This window comes from Shewanella sp. HL-SH4 (assembly GCF_051164845.1).
GTDB lineage: Bacteria > Pseudomonadota > Gammaproteobacteria > Enterobacterales > Shewanellaceae > Shewanella > Shewanella glacialimarina.
This window is the reverse complement of sequence record NZ_CP195037.1, coordinates 3,835,750-3,851,049: the sequence shown is the minus strand read 5'-3', so window position 1 is coordinate 3,851,049 and position 15,300 is coordinate 3,835,750. Positions and strand designations below refer to the sequence as shown.

General features: G+C 42.3%; 13 protein-coding genes. 1 reads left to right on the top strand and 12 read right to left on the bottom strand.

Annotated elements, in window-relative coordinates:
- Position 1 precedes the first annotated feature (1 nt).
- From ACRWQL_RS17875 to ACRWQL_RS17860, 4 genes are all read right to left on the bottom strand, one after another.
- A complete protein-coding gene (locus ACRWQL_RS17875; RefSeq protein WP_432309808.1) occupies positions 2-1,345 on the bottom strand; it encodes a TolC family protein in 1,344 nt (447 codons plus the stop codon).
- Between the two features lie 92 nt (positions 1,346-1,437).
- Positions 1,438-1,770 (bottom strand): hypothetical protein, encoded by a 333-nt coding sequence (locus ACRWQL_RS17870; RefSeq protein WP_432309809.1) that lies wholly within the window; start codon positions 1,768-1,770, stop codon positions 1,438-1,440.
- A gap of 77 nt (positions 1,771-1,847) precedes the next feature.
- Positions 1,848-2,507 carry a class I SAM-dependent methyltransferase gene (locus ACRWQL_RS17865; protein ID WP_432309810.1) on the bottom strand — a complete coding sequence of 220 codons (660 nt, stop codon included), beginning with the start codon at positions 2,505-2,507 and terminating at the stop codon, positions 1,848-1,850.
- 17 nt (positions 2,508-2,524) lie between these two features.
- Positions 2,525-3,424 carry a cation transporter gene (locus ACRWQL_RS17860; RefSeq protein ID WP_432309811.1) on the bottom strand — a complete coding sequence of 300 codons (900 nt, stop codon included), beginning with the start codon at positions 3,422-3,424 and terminating at the stop codon, positions 2,525-2,527.
- Positions 3,425-3,504: 80 nt separating this feature from the next.
- Between ACRWQL_RS17860 and cadR the strand changes: the two genes are divergently transcribed.
- On the top strand, positions 3,505-3,906 hold the full coding sequence (cadR, locus tag ACRWQL_RS17855; RefSeq protein ID WP_432309812.1) for a Cd(II)/Pb(II)-responsive transcriptional regulator: 402 nt from the start codon (positions 3,505-3,507) through the stop codon (positions 3,904-3,906).
- An 80-nt stretch (positions 3,907-3,986) separates the two neighbouring features.
- Here the strand turns inward: cadR and ACRWQL_RS17850 are convergent, their stop codons facing one another.
- From ACRWQL_RS17850 to ACRWQL_RS17815, 8 genes are all read right to left on the bottom strand, one after another.
- Positions 3,987-5,942, bottom strand: a complete 1,956-nt coding sequence (locus ACRWQL_RS17850) for a cytochrome c/FTR1 family iron permease (RefSeq protein WP_432309813.1) — start codon at positions 5,940-5,942, stop codon at positions 3,987-3,989.
- A 127-nt stretch (positions 5,943-6,069) separates the two neighbouring features.
- The gene (locus tag ACRWQL_RS17845; protein WP_434953419.1) at positions 6,070-6,363 is read right to left on the bottom strand and encodes a tyrosine-type recombinase/integrase; all 294 of its coding nucleotides are present in this window, start codon (positions 6,361-6,363) and stop codon (positions 6,070-6,072) included.
- A 390-nt stretch (positions 6,364-6,753) separates the two neighbouring features.
- Positions 6,754-7,263, bottom strand: coding sequence for a hypothetical protein (locus ACRWQL_RS17840; RefSeq protein WP_432309815.1), 510 nt, complete (start codon positions 7,261-7,263; stop codon positions 6,754-6,756).
- A 9-nt stretch (positions 7,264-7,272) separates the two neighbouring features.
- Positions 7,273-9,204: a hypothetical protein gene (locus ACRWQL_RS17835; protein WP_432309816.1), complete on the bottom strand. Its 1,932-nt coding sequence runs from the start codon at positions 9,202-9,204 to the stop codon at positions 7,273-7,275.
- On the bottom strand, positions 9,197-11,593 hold the full coding sequence (locus ACRWQL_RS17830) for a hypothetical protein (protein WP_432309817.1): 2,397 nt from the start codon (positions 11,591-11,593) through the stop codon (positions 9,197-9,199). The genes ACRWQL_RS17835 and ACRWQL_RS17830 overlap by 8 nt, the downstream gene beginning before the upstream one ends.
- Positions 11,593-13,029 (bottom strand): tyrosine-type recombinase/integrase, encoded by a 1,437-nt coding sequence (locus ACRWQL_RS17825; RefSeq protein WP_432309818.1) that lies wholly within the window; start codon positions 13,027-13,029, stop codon positions 11,593-11,595. The genes ACRWQL_RS17830 and ACRWQL_RS17825 overlap by 1 nt, the downstream gene beginning before the upstream one ends.
- 460 nt (positions 13,030-13,489) lie before the next feature.
- Positions 13,490-14,746, bottom strand: coding sequence for a Y-family DNA polymerase (locus tag ACRWQL_RS17820; RefSeq protein WP_182699041.1), 1,257 nt, complete (start codon positions 14,744-14,746; stop codon positions 13,490-13,492).
- Positions 14,747-15,154: a LexA family protein gene (locus ACRWQL_RS17815; RefSeq protein WP_182699042.1), complete on the bottom strand. Its 408-nt coding sequence runs from the start codon at positions 15,152-15,154 to the stop codon at positions 14,747-14,749.
- Positions 15,155-15,300: the final 146 nt, after the last annotated feature.

The following is a 15,300-nucleotide window of genomic DNA, read 5'->3' as shown; positions in this document are numbered from 1 at the left end:
ACTAATCCTTAAAATTGGGTTGTGTTGAAGACTGTATAAAATGCTGAGATGCTGGCAAAGGTTCTGCTGTCAGCTGCTCAATATTCGCACCATAAGTGAGTGCTGCCGAAGCTGCTTCAATGAGTGAGCGACGTGAGCTTAGTAACTCTTGCCGAGCAGTCACATAATCGAGATAACTGTAACGTCCACGCTCGTACGCTTGCCGTGTTTCTTTAAGGGCTTGTTCGAGTGCTGGTACGATCTCGTTTTGGAGTTTAATAACACTTATGATCGCCTGCTGACGATTACTAAATGCCCGAAATAACTGAGTGTGCATATTAAGCAAAGCCATTTCTCTTTGAACAAACACTTCATTGCGAGAAGCCAGTGCGCTAGAAACGGCCCCCTTATTTCGACTAGAAGAAAATAGCGGCATACTAAAACCGGCAGTAAGCGCTGTGTCATTGGATTCCTGAAACTGCCTCACACCCACTGACCAGCGAAAATCACTACTCGATTCCGTTTTAGCCAGACGAACTTCAGCATCTTTAAGCCTTTCTTCTGCGACAAAAACCTGAATCGCGGGATTGTTTTTGAGTTTGGCGTAAAGGACATCGAAATCAACATCTTTGCCAAACCGGAATAAATTGCCAGACACTGCTGAAAATCGCGGCTTGGTGTCTCCCCAAAGCGCGGCTAAAGCGATTTTTAGATAAGCCAGTTGTTGCTGTTCGGACAACATGGTTAGTTCTGATTGAGATTGAGCAGCCTTAGCGCGCTTGACTTCCGCCTCAGGTGTTGAGCCCGCTTTAGAACGCTTTTGAACAACAGCAAAGGTGCTTTTTGCCAGCTCAGTCGCTTCCAACGCTAAAACAACCCGCTCTTGTGCCGCCAGTACATCTATATAGCGACGAGTGACTTCACCCAATAACTCGAGTGATTCAACTTGTTTTTGTGCGGTTAGAACTGAATGGCTGTTGCTGTAAAACCCTGCTCTTGCTTCTCGCTTTCCACCCATTTCAATAATAGAGGAAAGTGAAACTGTGAGCTCAGCGCTGTCGAGACCACTTAGGCTTTTAGTCCCAGCAAAATTTTCTATTTCAATATCAAGCTCATAAGCCGGATTTAATTGTGCTGTTTCCAGCTGTCCCTGAAGTGCTACGTCACGTAAAGCAAACACTTTGAGAGAGGGGTTTTGTTCGAGAGAACGATTCATCGCTTCTGTTAATGTGAGTTTATTGTCAAGCGATGCGGCGACTACTGAGGTCACTTGAAAACTTGTTAAACAACAAATGAGAGTGAGCCATATTCCAGGCACCCGCTTAGTTTGCGCGCCCAAAATGGGCGAGTTGGGTCTTTTATTCATGAAGGATTCCACGGTTTTATAACAAAAAGTTAAACATCAGGACACATGTCATGACACTGACTAAATATGAGCGTGACTAAATAATTGTCGGATTAAACTTTGGGTGGGCGAAAAACTGAAGACAGTAATCCACCAAGGATCGTATTACTATAATCATTGGGCACTAAAGATTTGAGGGGTGGTAAAGCGTTAAGCGACAGTGTCGGTAAGTCACTTAAGTACAAGTGGCAATAACAATAGCAATAACGAGGACAATCGAGCCCATCATTAGAAAATTGGGTTGAATTTTCAAACAACTCTGGTTGAGTGACTTCAATCGGAGTTTGAGCATTTTCAGGCTGATGTGCTTGGCTGGTGTCGGCAATAGCAGTAATTGACTGCATCACAATTAATAAAACCAACCAATATGACAACCACTGTTTCATCAAAAATTTATTCTCTAGCTTTTGTTTGACAGGTTAACATCATGCATTCCGATTATTCATTAAGAGCAACTGTCCAATCATGGTCTGGTTGCCTGAAATAACCTGATAGTGCCTAAGGGCGTCGGGAAAAATTGCTTGTTTGCGATATGGGTGAATCCCGAGTCTTTAATTAATTTCGGTAAGGTGTTCTCAACACTGTCTTGGGTTGTTTCGAATCCGTCAAGCAACTGGACGACGATAAATAATACCCGTTGAACAAAGGACGATGGCTTCCCCCAATCCGCAATATGCAAACGCCCGCCTGGCTTTAAGACTCGGAATGCCTCTTTTAATGTCTCAAGTTTTTGCTCCGTTGTCAGATGATGAAAGAACAGGCTTGAAACCACTATCTCAAATGAGTCGCTTTTGAATGGCAGCTGTTGCGCTAAGCCCTGTTGTAGCGAGACGCGATCACTATAAGAAGACAGTTTTTTTTGAGCTTTTTCAAGTGTTGCCGGATCGACATCGACTCCGACAACCTGAAGTTCAGGCGCGTTCTCAGCCATCATCATAGTCAAAGTACCTGTTCCGCATCCAAGATCAAGCAAACGTTCTCCAGGATGAGACACAGATTGCTTGACTAGCGCTGTTTTAAACACGGTTTCCCTCGTGGTAAAATGGACGACCGTGTCATAAAAGCGAGTGAAGGCGTGATATTTCAAAGCTGGTATAAAGTTTTTTGGTTTATGAGTATTCAACAAGCAATTCCTTTCGATTAAGATTTTAGCTGTAAAATACGGCGAGCACCGGTTAATACAATCACACCAATGATTAACCCAATCACTAGGTCAGGGTAACGCGAGCCTGTCCAAGCGACCAGAAATCCGGCCAATATTACTCCAAGGTTAGCGATGACATCATTGGCGGAAAAAATCCAGCTGGCTTTCATATGAGCGCCACTCTCTCTATTCTTAAAAATCAGCATCAAACAGGTAACATTGGCTATCAAAGCGACGAGTCCAAACCCCATCATCAAGGTTGAAACGGGATCGCTTCCAAATATAAAACGGCGTAGTACTTCACTCAATGCACCTAAGGCTAAAATCATTTGTAACCAACCAGAAATATGCGCCGCTTTAAGCTTCTTCTTAACACTGTGACCAACGGCATAGAGTGCCAAACCATAAACTGTAGCATCAGCAAACATGTCGAGAGAATCGGCAATTAAACCGGCCGATTGGGCCATCCAACCAACTAATATTTCAACAACAAACATGAATCCGTTAATGGCAAGCAACCACTTAAGGATCTGCATTTCTTGGATTTCTGTTTCTTTCGCTGACACTGTCGCTTTGGCGGCTTCTTTGCCACAAGTTTCTTGGGTGTTTTCTAACTTGGCACCAAACTTCAAAGACTCAAGTCTTTTTGTGATCTCCTCCAAATTATTATCATGAAAAACCCTGACTTTGCGCGCAGGAATATCAAACAGCAAACCGACAGATGGCTCAATGCTATCGAGCGTCAATCGAATGAGTCGTTCTTCAGAAGGACAATCCATTTTAGGTACTATAAATTCACTGGTGAATTGTTTATCAAAAGAGCTAGCGTCCTCTACAGTGCTTGTCTTTAATTCCACCGGTGCACTTTGGCATTGTCCTTTACAAGTTTCAGTCATATAAAAATACCTTGCTTTACTAATTAAACCGAGTTTAAACTCTATTGTTACTATAGAGTCAACTGTAAAAAGGTGTTTATTTGAAAATCGGCGAATTAGCAAAATTAACGGGCTGTTCAGTACAGTCCATTCGTTTCTATGAGAAGGAAAAGTTATTGAGTGCACTACGACGTAGTGAGGGCAATTACCGACTTTATGATCGTAATAACCTGGAGCAACTCATATTCATTAAACACTGTCGTAACCTGGATATTACGCTTGCGGAAATCAAACAATTGCTCGACTTAAAGCAGTCACCGGAAACCCAATGTGAAGACGTTAATCACTTAATTGACGAGCATATCAAACAAATTAACCTTCGTATGACTGAACTGAAAAAGCTGAAAGGCTCATTAACTGATTTACGTTCAAAATGCCGCGATAATCAGATCGTAAAAAATTGCGGTATTTTGCAGGATCTATTAACTAAGCCATCCGATTAGTGGCAGTCAAAGATAACTTTGCTGTGCTTTGACTAAAAGAGTGCTCATTGCTTCAGCACTCAACTATTGCTCTCTATTGACTACCTGTGACCAAATTTTAGTTTGAACCACTGTTTACCGATTAATAGACTTGATAATAATAGAATCAAAAATTGTGTTGCTACCCCCTGCCAGGTTGGATTAATACCCAACCACTCTATTTGAAAATTAATTGGGAAAGGAGAAATGCCGACCACTGCCGCTTCTTGCAATGCTGAAATCGCTTTTCCTGCCAAAACGAATGACAATGCCAATAACAGATAAGTCGTTGTCGAGAAAAATCGGCTGATGGGCAGTTTGACCGAATATTTAATCATTAACCAGGTGATCAACATTAAAACGAAGACAGCAAAAACAAACCCGCCGACCAGAGCAAACTGTTGTGCTGGTGCTGTTTGGGTGAGTAATGATTGATAGAACAACACTGTCTCAAACACTTCACGATAAACCGCGATAAAAGCTAATCCTGATATTCCCCACAAAGTTCCTGCATTCAAGCTTTTAGCGATATTCTGTTGAATATATTGCTGCCAATGATCGGCTTGGGTTTTACTGTGCATCCAAAAGCCAACATAGAATAAGACAACTGCCGCTAACATTGCGGCAACGCCTTCCATAATTTCACGACTAGCACCGCTGATTGTCACCAAATGTTGTGCCACTATCCAGGTCAAAATACCGGAAACCAATGCAGCTCCCCAACCGAAATGAACATACTTAATTGCTTCTTTTTTATTGGAGCGAAGCAGTACGGTGAAAAGAGCAAGTACAACTAATAGCGCTTCCAAACCCTCACGCAATAAAATTATAAAACTGGCACTAAACAGAGTCGCATCAGACATGGAAGAACCCGTTAATAGTTCTTCTGCTTCTTCTAGCTGAGTCAATACCACGGCTAATGATTGTTCGACCTGTTCGACGTTTTGTTTGTCGCTCAACTCTTGGCGTAAATTCAACAGACTCGACTCAATGGATTGACGAAGTGTCTTATCTCTGGCATCGAGGCTATTTTCAACCAGTTCGAAACCATCCAGATAAGCGCTGACAGCAAGCCTTTTTGCCTTGTCGTAATCACCTTTTTGGTAGGCCACATTCGCTTCTTCAAGTCGCTGACGTGTGATGCTTAAAAGGGATCCATTGTTTGAAAATAACAGGGCTGGATTGGCCCGTGCCGTTTCAACCAACATCCATTCACTTTTGCTACGTTTGCTATTCAGCTCAAATGGACTAAACATGACAACATCTTGTACAGCCAAGGCTGACTCTCTGGGCATTCCTCGTTTTTCATCGGCGGTAAATGCTAGGCTTCCGACGAAGAATGCCAACGACCAGCGCTCCTTTTCAGTCAAATGTTTAAAAGAAGGCATTGCTGTACCTTCTATCCCATTAGATAGAGCATCATAAAGCCCGAGGACCGATCGATTTAGCGCACGAGTTTTATCAGTGAAATCTGTCGGTGCGGGGGTAAGTTGTTGAGCCAATTGTCCATCACCTCGACCAAAATCACCATGACAACTGGAACAATCACTTTGAAACGTCATTTTTATTTCTGAGCTAGCAATCAGCGATCGAGGCAGAGACAATTGAGGGGATAGGGTCATTAGCGCCTGTCTCAAGTTAGCAGACAAGTCCTGGATCACCTCAACCTTTTGCTTATTAGTAACTGCTGTCTGAAGCGATTGCGCCAATATTGGTATTCGAGCGTTTTCAGTTGTCAGAACAGCACTTTTTTCCAGAATGAGTCCAGAGAATTCCACCATTTCCTGATACTCTCCGGAGTCGATGACTTTGCCATCCCTAACGGCTGATACATAATCAACTCCCACATACTCGGCGAGTTGTAAAAGTTGGCGCAATTCTTCGGGCTCGGCGGTAGCCGATACGCTTCCTGAAATAATAAGTGCCAATAGAATGCTTAAGTTAGCGATTGTTTTTTTTATCGCTAATCCAAAAGAATTGAGTTTGATGAAATAAGTTATTGGGTTGCAAACATTCATAATTCTTGCCAACAATAATGCGATTGAGAATAATTCGCACTCTATACCCTCTAGTAAGTATAGAGTCAAGCTGGATAAAGTCTTTGGTAAAATAAACGAGGGTTTTATTTACTTGCCGTGGTGTTAATTAATTCTGACCATTTTTAACCCACTTTTTGATAATGCTTGAATAGTATGCATAACTCATTGGTTTGCCACTTCTACGTGGGCTAGGAAACAGATAATCATTTCGGCCCAGACTATTTTGAAATATCCACTTACTTAAGCTTTGCTGTGTTTTAGCTGAGATCTCAAATTGAACCTCACGCCCGGTTTTGCTTTGTGTCCGACGCACACGCGATTGGATAACTCCCGCACAGGAGATGTCGAACACCTTCATTGATAGTAAATCGCAGGAACGAAGTTTGCTATCGAGCGCCAAATTTAACAACGCAAGATCTCTGACATTATGTTCAATTTCTAACCTAGTTCTGATCCGCCATATGTCTTCAGTTTAAAAGGACGTTTTTGACCGATATGCTTAGTGTCTTGCTGAGTATCCATGTGAACCTCTATTATTCAAGAATGATCACTGGTTAAGTGTAAAGCGATTAAGATTGGAATGCCGAATAAAATGCAAATTAGCTATATGAATTTTGCATGAGAAAATGTAGGTCAAATATACTCACTATTGCGGACTTGAAATATCAGTTCTAACGAGGAATGGGGCAATTTTCGTGATAGAAAAGGAGAGGGTCCCACCGAGAACCTCTAACTCAGTATGATACTGAATTGCTTAGCCTCGCTTTTAACTAATATCCACATTATTTAATCACCTGATAGGCACTACATTTCCTTCACCAAGTGATAAATCCTTTTCAAAAAGCCCGATCCTCTCTTCCTGTGGGATTAGGTCGAATAGAGCACAGATCACTTGTGCATGATGCTTATGTAATGCTTTATTCTCTCGAACTAGCCTGTTTACGCAGTCCTTTAGCTCCTTGTTTCTCTCTTGGGCATCATGCTTCGCTTTAATTGCTTTTTTCTTCTGTGTCTGAAGCTTTTCATTATCACTTTTGGCTATAACAGAATTCACACCTAAACAGTCAGAAGCTACATTTATCTCTGGCGCGTTATATTCTATGATTTCTGCCAGTATTTCCCTGTGGTGCCGCAGTGCACCTGTGCTTAAGCCTGACTCTTTCTCTACCGTACTCTGATTTAGCTTGAGGTTGGTTCTCTTTTTAAGTTCGCGATGGTTTGGAGTGCCGCTTTTGATACGCTCCATTGCAGCTATTATTTTTTTAGCTGTCTTTGCTTTTTCTGTATCCCGTATACTCATGAGACCTCCTTATATGGCAACTGTTTTGATTAGTATGCGAGTGACACTTTGTGGCAATTTAACTCGTTCAAAGGGGATCTCTAAGTCTCGTAAAATGGCCTCACAGCTTCTTATTTGCATGACTAACTGAGATGCGACACCGTGTGTTAGCTCATTTTGTTCATCTAGCAGGGCTAGGTTCTTACTTGCATTAAGACGTTTCCCCTCGGCATACATGCCATCCACTATCACGTCAAACTCACAATTAACACATTCTTCAAGGGCAACATTGATCCGCATGTCGCACTGGGAATTAGTACAATAAATGCCGGGTGCAATGGCGTGGATATGCTTATTTCCCTCTTTAATTAACCTCTCCCAATAAGCAGGCTCAAGCATCCTGCTATTGTTATCTCTATCAAAGAAGTCCGAGTTTCCCGCAATGGTATTGAGCGCTCTACCTTTGCCTCCGGCAACACGTTCTTTGTTTGCTATTCGCTCATAGACTCGTGCCAGAATTGTTGACTGCTGTAATGTGCGCTCGCTTTCTATCTCGTATCTCAATGCCCCCCAATAGGTTGCATTGTTTGCGTAGTGGCGCGTCATGGCTGAGCTTAAATGAGACAGCTGTTGTTTAAGCTGAGGGTAGGCCATCAGCTCAAGACCAATCATATAAAAGGCGAAACTGCGCCTAGTTTGGTGGGGTTTAAACTTAAAAGGCTTTCCTTCTTCAAAATTGGTATTGGACGGATTAGTAACACGAAGAAAGCTTGTATCGTCCGTATTTAAAGCACTATCCATGTGCTTATTAAGCCATATGTTTACGTTGTCGGACATACGACTCGCCCAATTTCCTTTTTCTAACGTTTTTGGTGAAATAGTTTCTCTCAGGGATACAAAGTAACTGTTATTACAGGCACATAGGGACAGTAACGGACGATGAACAGTCGTTAATACGCGAAACGCATCATGCCCTGTTTGAGTGGTCACGAACTGATCCTCTTTAGTCTGTATCCCCTTCGTTATTTTGGATTGTCGAGTGGTAAATAGGAAGATTTTCTGACTGTTATATTCATAACTTTGCGCACCATAGTCTGGGTGCATAGAGTGAAGTTCATCTACTCTCATGCCGCTTAACATGAGGCACAAGACCTTGCTCTTCATATCCAGATCGCGCAGATAACCTTTAAACTGGCCTTTGGTAGTGAATCTCATATCCCCAACAACAAACGGCTCAAATCGAGCCAACCCTTTCTCGATATCAATCATGCGCTCAATCTCGCGTTCCAACTGAGACAGATGTGGCAAAACTGATCCCACATCCGCCGAAAAAGTGTAGAGCATAGCGGTGTAGATGCGTGGCGGAATAACAAGGTTCTGCTGTTGCTCTTTGAGTTTTATCCCAAGCTTTTTATTATCCTGCTTGGAGAAATAAAGCTCAAAAGGTAACTCTTCATAATATGATAATAAAGCGTTGAGTGCGGTTACTGGCGGACGCTGTAAAAAAAGATCTGGATGCGCTTGAGCGAACTCTTTTAGGTTGTCGTCATTGAGATCTGAGAAACTGTTCCAGCCGTTATTCAGCATATGATGAGCCAGCTTACGAAGCGCCATATTATACGATTTAACCGTGTAGCCCTCCACATGTGCACCATTCGTTAACATTAGCGCAAGACTGAATGCTTTTATCTCATTGGTGATGTTGCGCTCTAATTTTCTTCCTTCAATGGTGAAGCTAATCGTTCTTAATAGGTCATCATTTAGTGAGCGCATATCCCAAACATCTTGACCGAACCGAATAGCCTCCCCGTTTGGCATGTGAAGCACATCCATTTTCTCCACATCGTCCCATTTCCCAGCTTTCATTATGGGCAACAAAAAATCATGATAATAATTGTCGTATCCGACCAATTGATTTGCCTTAAATAACTGATTTTTTACATCGTAGTTTAATTTAAGCATAGTAATTCACTGCCTCCATTGAGCCTAAGAAGTCGTTATTGTGAAGGAGGTAGCGTCCATCTGCGATTAACTTTTTTTCAGCCGCTTCCAGTACTGCTCCGGATAGGTTGTTTTCAGCAAGGGTCAGCAAGCTTTCTGCACGCTCATTCAGCTCAGCCGCTCTCTCTGGCATTGAACTCGCTGAATCTTCAAGGAGTTCTACATATGACAGCAGCTTGTATGCGCTATGAACATCGTTCACTAATTTTGCACTTTTACAGTCGATACACTTGTCGTATTGATAACACGTTATCTGCATGCCTTCATCCAGCATCGACTGAGAGATTTTTGTTGAGGTTCGATGCTCTTTTACTGCATCTCCAGATGGCTCACCACCACAAAGCAGTCCATTCAGATTTGTGGGCATTCTGAGTGCTTTCCACTCATCATATTCAAGCACCTCTATCTTCCGCCTCTTTTTAACCTCTGACTTTGCATCTTCAAGTGATGTGCCTTTGGTGTACGCCTCCAGTACCTCAATCGCTTGGCTTGCTATGAGCTGGTTTTGCATAGGCAAGCCGTTGATGTAGTGCTCACGTAACGTAGCTACTGTGTTTTGCAGGAGTGACGTTGCCACACCTAAACCACCATCATTGGGATTGAAGTTGTTATTGGCTGAAGTCGACCTGAACTTTTGAGCGTTTAGCGATAGGTAATAATCCCCTATATAGATCCCGATCTTCTTTAAATAATCGGCAAAGGGTAACTCTTTCCCCTCCCATTGGTATGTACACAATTTTGAACCTAACGGAAGCAAGTATGGGGTGCATTTTTTAGCGTTACTGCGTTTACTAATTTTGACTGGATTGTAATGAGCTGAGTAACTTTCTAGCGTCCTCAAAAAGGGGATGTGTCGGTTCTCGACTTCAAAACTACCGTCCAAGCCACTGTCGTACTTGAATGAAACGTGCACATAGCCCCTAGCATCTGCATCAGAGTAGGTAAGAGGCATACAGATTCCTTTCAATTTGTTGTCCGTCAGGGCGCGTAATGCTCCGAAAGCTAGGCTGATTGCTCTCTTTTTAACATCCCGAGGCAATAACTTTTTAGGTTTTTTAACGATGATACCGTTTGAGGCGCGCACCTCGGTAATGATTTTCTTATCTACAACCTCATTAAATCGCTCAATAAGGTAGGGGGCGTGAATCGCCTTATTATCGATATACGCATGAAAGAGAACATTTAAAGTTCTTGCTCCCATTTGTAAATGAAGTGGCTTTACACCATCTTTGTTAGATAAGCTGTATAGCAATGGTGGGTTGGGTTCATTGTTAAATTGAGGATTAAAAAGTTCAGAGAGCTTGCTGAGTGTATTGATAAACGTTAATCCATCGCGCTTATCTATTTCTAAGTTTACATAGCCGTCATCGATTATGGGCTCTTGAGAGAATACACCCTCCACAACTTTATTGGCTCGACTCTTCCATGCACGGATACTCACGTATTTCGTTGTTCTGTTAAGTTTTCTGTCTTCAACTAGTTTGATTGGGTGGCATACATTCAAAATTGACGTCGTATTGAAACTGCTGTAGTGACAGAACAATAAATACCCTGCACTCATTGCGATATTGAAAGGAGATTGGTGGTTGGTCTTCATGTTCCCGCGCTTAGGTGCAGTATCATGCAAATCAATCGTTACGAACTCTCCGTTTTCAAGCTCGTCAATCACAGCCGTGACTTTTTCTAGATGCTCATCCTTCTCTTTAGAGGCTATTAATTGACTCGTAATTGAAAAAAACACTAACTGCAAATGCCGAAGAAGACTGTTGAATTCCTTCTGACTATAAGGTGTTACAGGGCTTTTATTCCCTTTGAACTGAAGCGTATCTCTGTCCCAACGGGGGTTGAAAACCTTGGCGGCGATGAGGCATTGGGTGGTATCAGATTTAAAGCCTGAAGCCGAGGATTCTTTCAACCCCACTTCGGCACCATTTTCATAGAGGTAGATGTAATCTACCGGCTTGATTTTTAATGCGACAAGGCGAGCAAGCTCACCGTCACGACCACAGTACGAGAGAAAGCCAGCTTTGGAAAAGGGGTCTATATCCTCTTTGTCACAAAAGCGGACATAGCTGCTAAATGAAATATAGTGCCTATAAACAGTATCTGATGAACCACCATCTTCGATTCGTTCTGCTTGTGCCTTAGCCAGATTATAAACAGCGGTTTTCCTAATTTTACAGCTTTTGTCACCCAGCAATACCTTGAAATTAAGCTGATATTTGGTTTTGTTGGCAAGGGTCACTTCTTGAGTCAATATGTTTATATCTACAATGTCACGCTCTCGTAGCGTGACTTGGGCATGCTCTAGGCCCTCTTTACTTAATGGGCTTGTTCTAAATCCTGTCATTATTTAGCACCGAAAGCGTCTTGAGCTGCTTTGTTTTTTCTCGATGCGTAACCGAGTTTGGCCTGCTTATCATTCATAAAGTTGGTGTATTTTTCAGTCGTTAGAGTTGACTCATGCCCCATCAGACTAGCTAATTCCTGCATTAAAAGATCGAACACTAGCCCTCGTTTTTCTGTCTGTTCTTCCAGCCAATAGGTTGCAAATGTTGAGCGCAGATCATGAATTCTGTAGTACCAATTAGGGTGTGTCTTTCGTATTTTTGTTCGGATCAGACTCATGTGTGCCTGTATTGTGCTTTTGCTGTAGGGCAATCCATGTGCACTGATAAACAAGCGAACATGTTCACTAGCGACAAATTTCGATTCTTTAAAGTCACCTAAAATTCCATGATTCTTGTGCGCAGTTTTTTTAGCCTCCATTTCCTGTTGGTGTTCCTGACGCATTCGATAAACACCCTTTGTAAGCAGATCGTCTCTGCCTTCTTTATGCAGGTACTCATCGAGTTCAAGCATTAGGCTGTAGGGGACTTGTATATCACGCTGCTTTGTGAATTTGGTTTCACAACCATTCGCTGGCCCTATTGTAAAAGGGATTAATAGTGAGTTGGTCATTGGATAGTGAACACCATTGGCAGGGAATGTAACCAACTCCCCAACTCGTAATCCTGTTTCAATTGCGAACCTAAGCATTAAACCGATAGTTTTTGCATAGCCCTGGTTGTAGTTGCACTTAAGGTGCTCAAGGAAGATTTTTTTATCTTCAACTGACATTGGTTTTAACTTTAAGTGCGGCGGCGTTGATTGAATTTTAGGAAATCGTTTTTTTAGGGATGTTGTTTGAACAGTTATCGCTTTACGTTTGTTGCTCAAGTGCCCTAGTAGGTCGTGGTTGTTTACGCTTTGATCACGTCTTAATGTCACCTCTTCAAACTCAAAAGGTTTATTGTCTCTTGTAATATAAAGCAACCCACTTCTATGGAGCCATTTGTAAAACCTGATCACTACATCGATGTAGGTTCTTGCACTTGATAACGAATATCCTTCAGGGTTGCGTAGTACCTGTGCTGTTGCTGGGTTTATCACTTTTAGGTTGCTAAGTAAGTGATCTGCGAATAACCACGGCGCGCCTTCTTCTGGCACATCAGTTATTGATTTGTAGGTTTTGTTTTGATGGGTTAGGAATCGCTGGAAAGCAAGTAACGCCTGAGCATCGGTCTCAGTTGACTTTTTCCCATCTTTTAACAATGAATAAAGAAACTGATTTTGCGGGTATAGGGGCAATCCATCGGGTTGAACAATGATGGTTAATGCACGCTCAGGAACCGCTGAGTCTTTTACTCTTAACGTGCTCTCACCGGAGTCATTAACAAGTGATTGAGCCAACTTAGGATAGGGCTGCACGTTGATTGTGATGTTATAAAAATCTTGTTCATCCATAAGACTGTCCAATAAAAGTACAGCCTTAAACTAAGTCTTATTTATTTGAGTATCAAGCCCAAACATTCACAGTCATAAAATCATGCGTACATTAGAACTACATGTTCCCACTCAACCCGTTTTGCCCGTTTAATGTATTTAGAAGTAACAAAACCTGTAGGTGCTTCGATGTTCTTTTTAGCGTCAAATTTAGCACCACAGTAGATGGTTACGCGGTGATCTTGATAGACCTCCCGCTCGAGCATCTTCTTTGCTTTGTTGAATGAGTCATTAGATGTATTTCCTGCTGCAATGGCTGTAGAGCTGAGAGCCAGTAGAAAGAGTGGTAGACCAATTTTGAGGAGGTTCATTGAAAACTTTAAGCTAAGGAACAGTGACTAGATAATGCCTGATTTATCTAGTCAGACCAAGCATATGAGTGATACTAACAGTGAAAACATTAATCAATGCGAAAACCTAGTTAACACTTAATGCTGGGTACACTGAGCCATTTGGTTGTGTATTGCGGAGTTAGCAGGTCACGGCGCATTGACCACTTATGCTCTATGCCTTGCGCTGCTAGAAACATCGTATCACTTCCATAACGTTGGTTAATGTCATCTAGCGTATGCATCAAAGCTGGATTAGCTTTAGGAGGGTTAAACAAATCGAATTGGTTGTGTTTTTCGTTGGCTAGATCAATAAGCCCTATACCGATTTTGTAATAATGTATGCCTTCACGAAAAAGCTTTGGTGCGGCTTCACTCATCGCTTTGGTTAGCTCAATAGTGCAGTTGGTTGGACATGGGAAATGCACAATAGCTTTGTAGCTTACTGGCCGTTCATCATGAGGTGAGTTGCTGGCAAAAATCAGCATAGTCTTACAGTTTGAGCCTTGCTTACGTGCTTTACTCGATGCGATAGCAACATGCTTACTCAATGCTTGCTGTAACGACTCAAAATCAGTGATCCGCTCACCTACGCTTCTAGTCGAAAATATCTGCTTTTTATCTGCCCTCACCTCATCCCATACTTTACAGGCTTGGCCGTTAAGCTCACGAACGGTACGTTCTATTTCAATACTAAATTGCTTTCTTGCCAAAGTCGGCGGCATGGACGCGAGTTGAAACGCTGTACGGATATTCATTAGTTCAAGTTTCTTACTTATTCGGCGTCCTATGCCCCAAACATCCCCTACAGCAAGCTGCTTTAAAATAGCAATACGCTCTTGCTCATTACTAATGAAACAAACCCCTTTGTAGCCCTCAATCTTCTTAGCTGCATGGTTGGCGATTTTAGCAAGAGTAAGCGTTTCACCAATACCCACACAGACTGCTAATCGCGCTTCTTTCCACACTGCACGGCGGATTAACTGGCCTTGAGTAAGGAGGCATTTGATAGCGGGATAGCAGTTTTTAAAAGAGAGGAAGCTTTCATCAATAGAGTAGACATGTTGCTCAGGGGCAAAGCGGCCAATGATGTCCATCATTTTGCTAGATAAGTCAGCATAGAGTTCATAGTTTGAGGAGCAGACAATAACACCACGTTGAGCGCATAAAGCTTTAACTTGAAAGTAAGGTAGAAACTTCCCAATGCCAGCTTCTTTAGCTTGACGATTAGCAGCAACAATCATCCCATCGTTGTTACTTAGCACAATAACAGGCTTACCACGCCAATCAGGGCGAAAGACTTGTTCTGCACTGCAATAGAAGCTATTAGCGTCAACTAGAGCAAACATCTAATTACCGCACAACAGAGGGCTTTGACGGTGGCAACGAATAGAACGAGTGACTACGCCTTCAATACTAAAATCATCGTATTCATGAATTATGACAGGCAGGTATTGCTGATTAGAAGAAAGGAGAACACGCCGCTTGGTGTCTAGAATCTTACAAACAAACTCGCCATTAAAATTGGCAACGATGACATCGCCGTTTCGAGCCGTCTCATGACGATCAACAATGATCATATCACCATCAAAGATGCCGACGTCTTGCATCGACTCACCTTGAGCAATGCCTATAAAGGTTGAGCTTGGATGCTCAATCAGTAAATCATCCAGGCTAATACCTAACTGAGAGTATTCAGCCGCAGGGCTTTCAAAGCCAGTGATGCCCGCACGGGCTGGTATAGGTATAACACGCATAAAACAAAACCACTGTATATAATTACAGTAATATTAGCAGTAAAATATCAAGGTGCAAGTCTATTTTTTACAATCTAATAATGCATTGCTCTTTTACTTGTGGAGCAACGAACTTGTAACGTTTTATTTGATTATGTAACGAAATC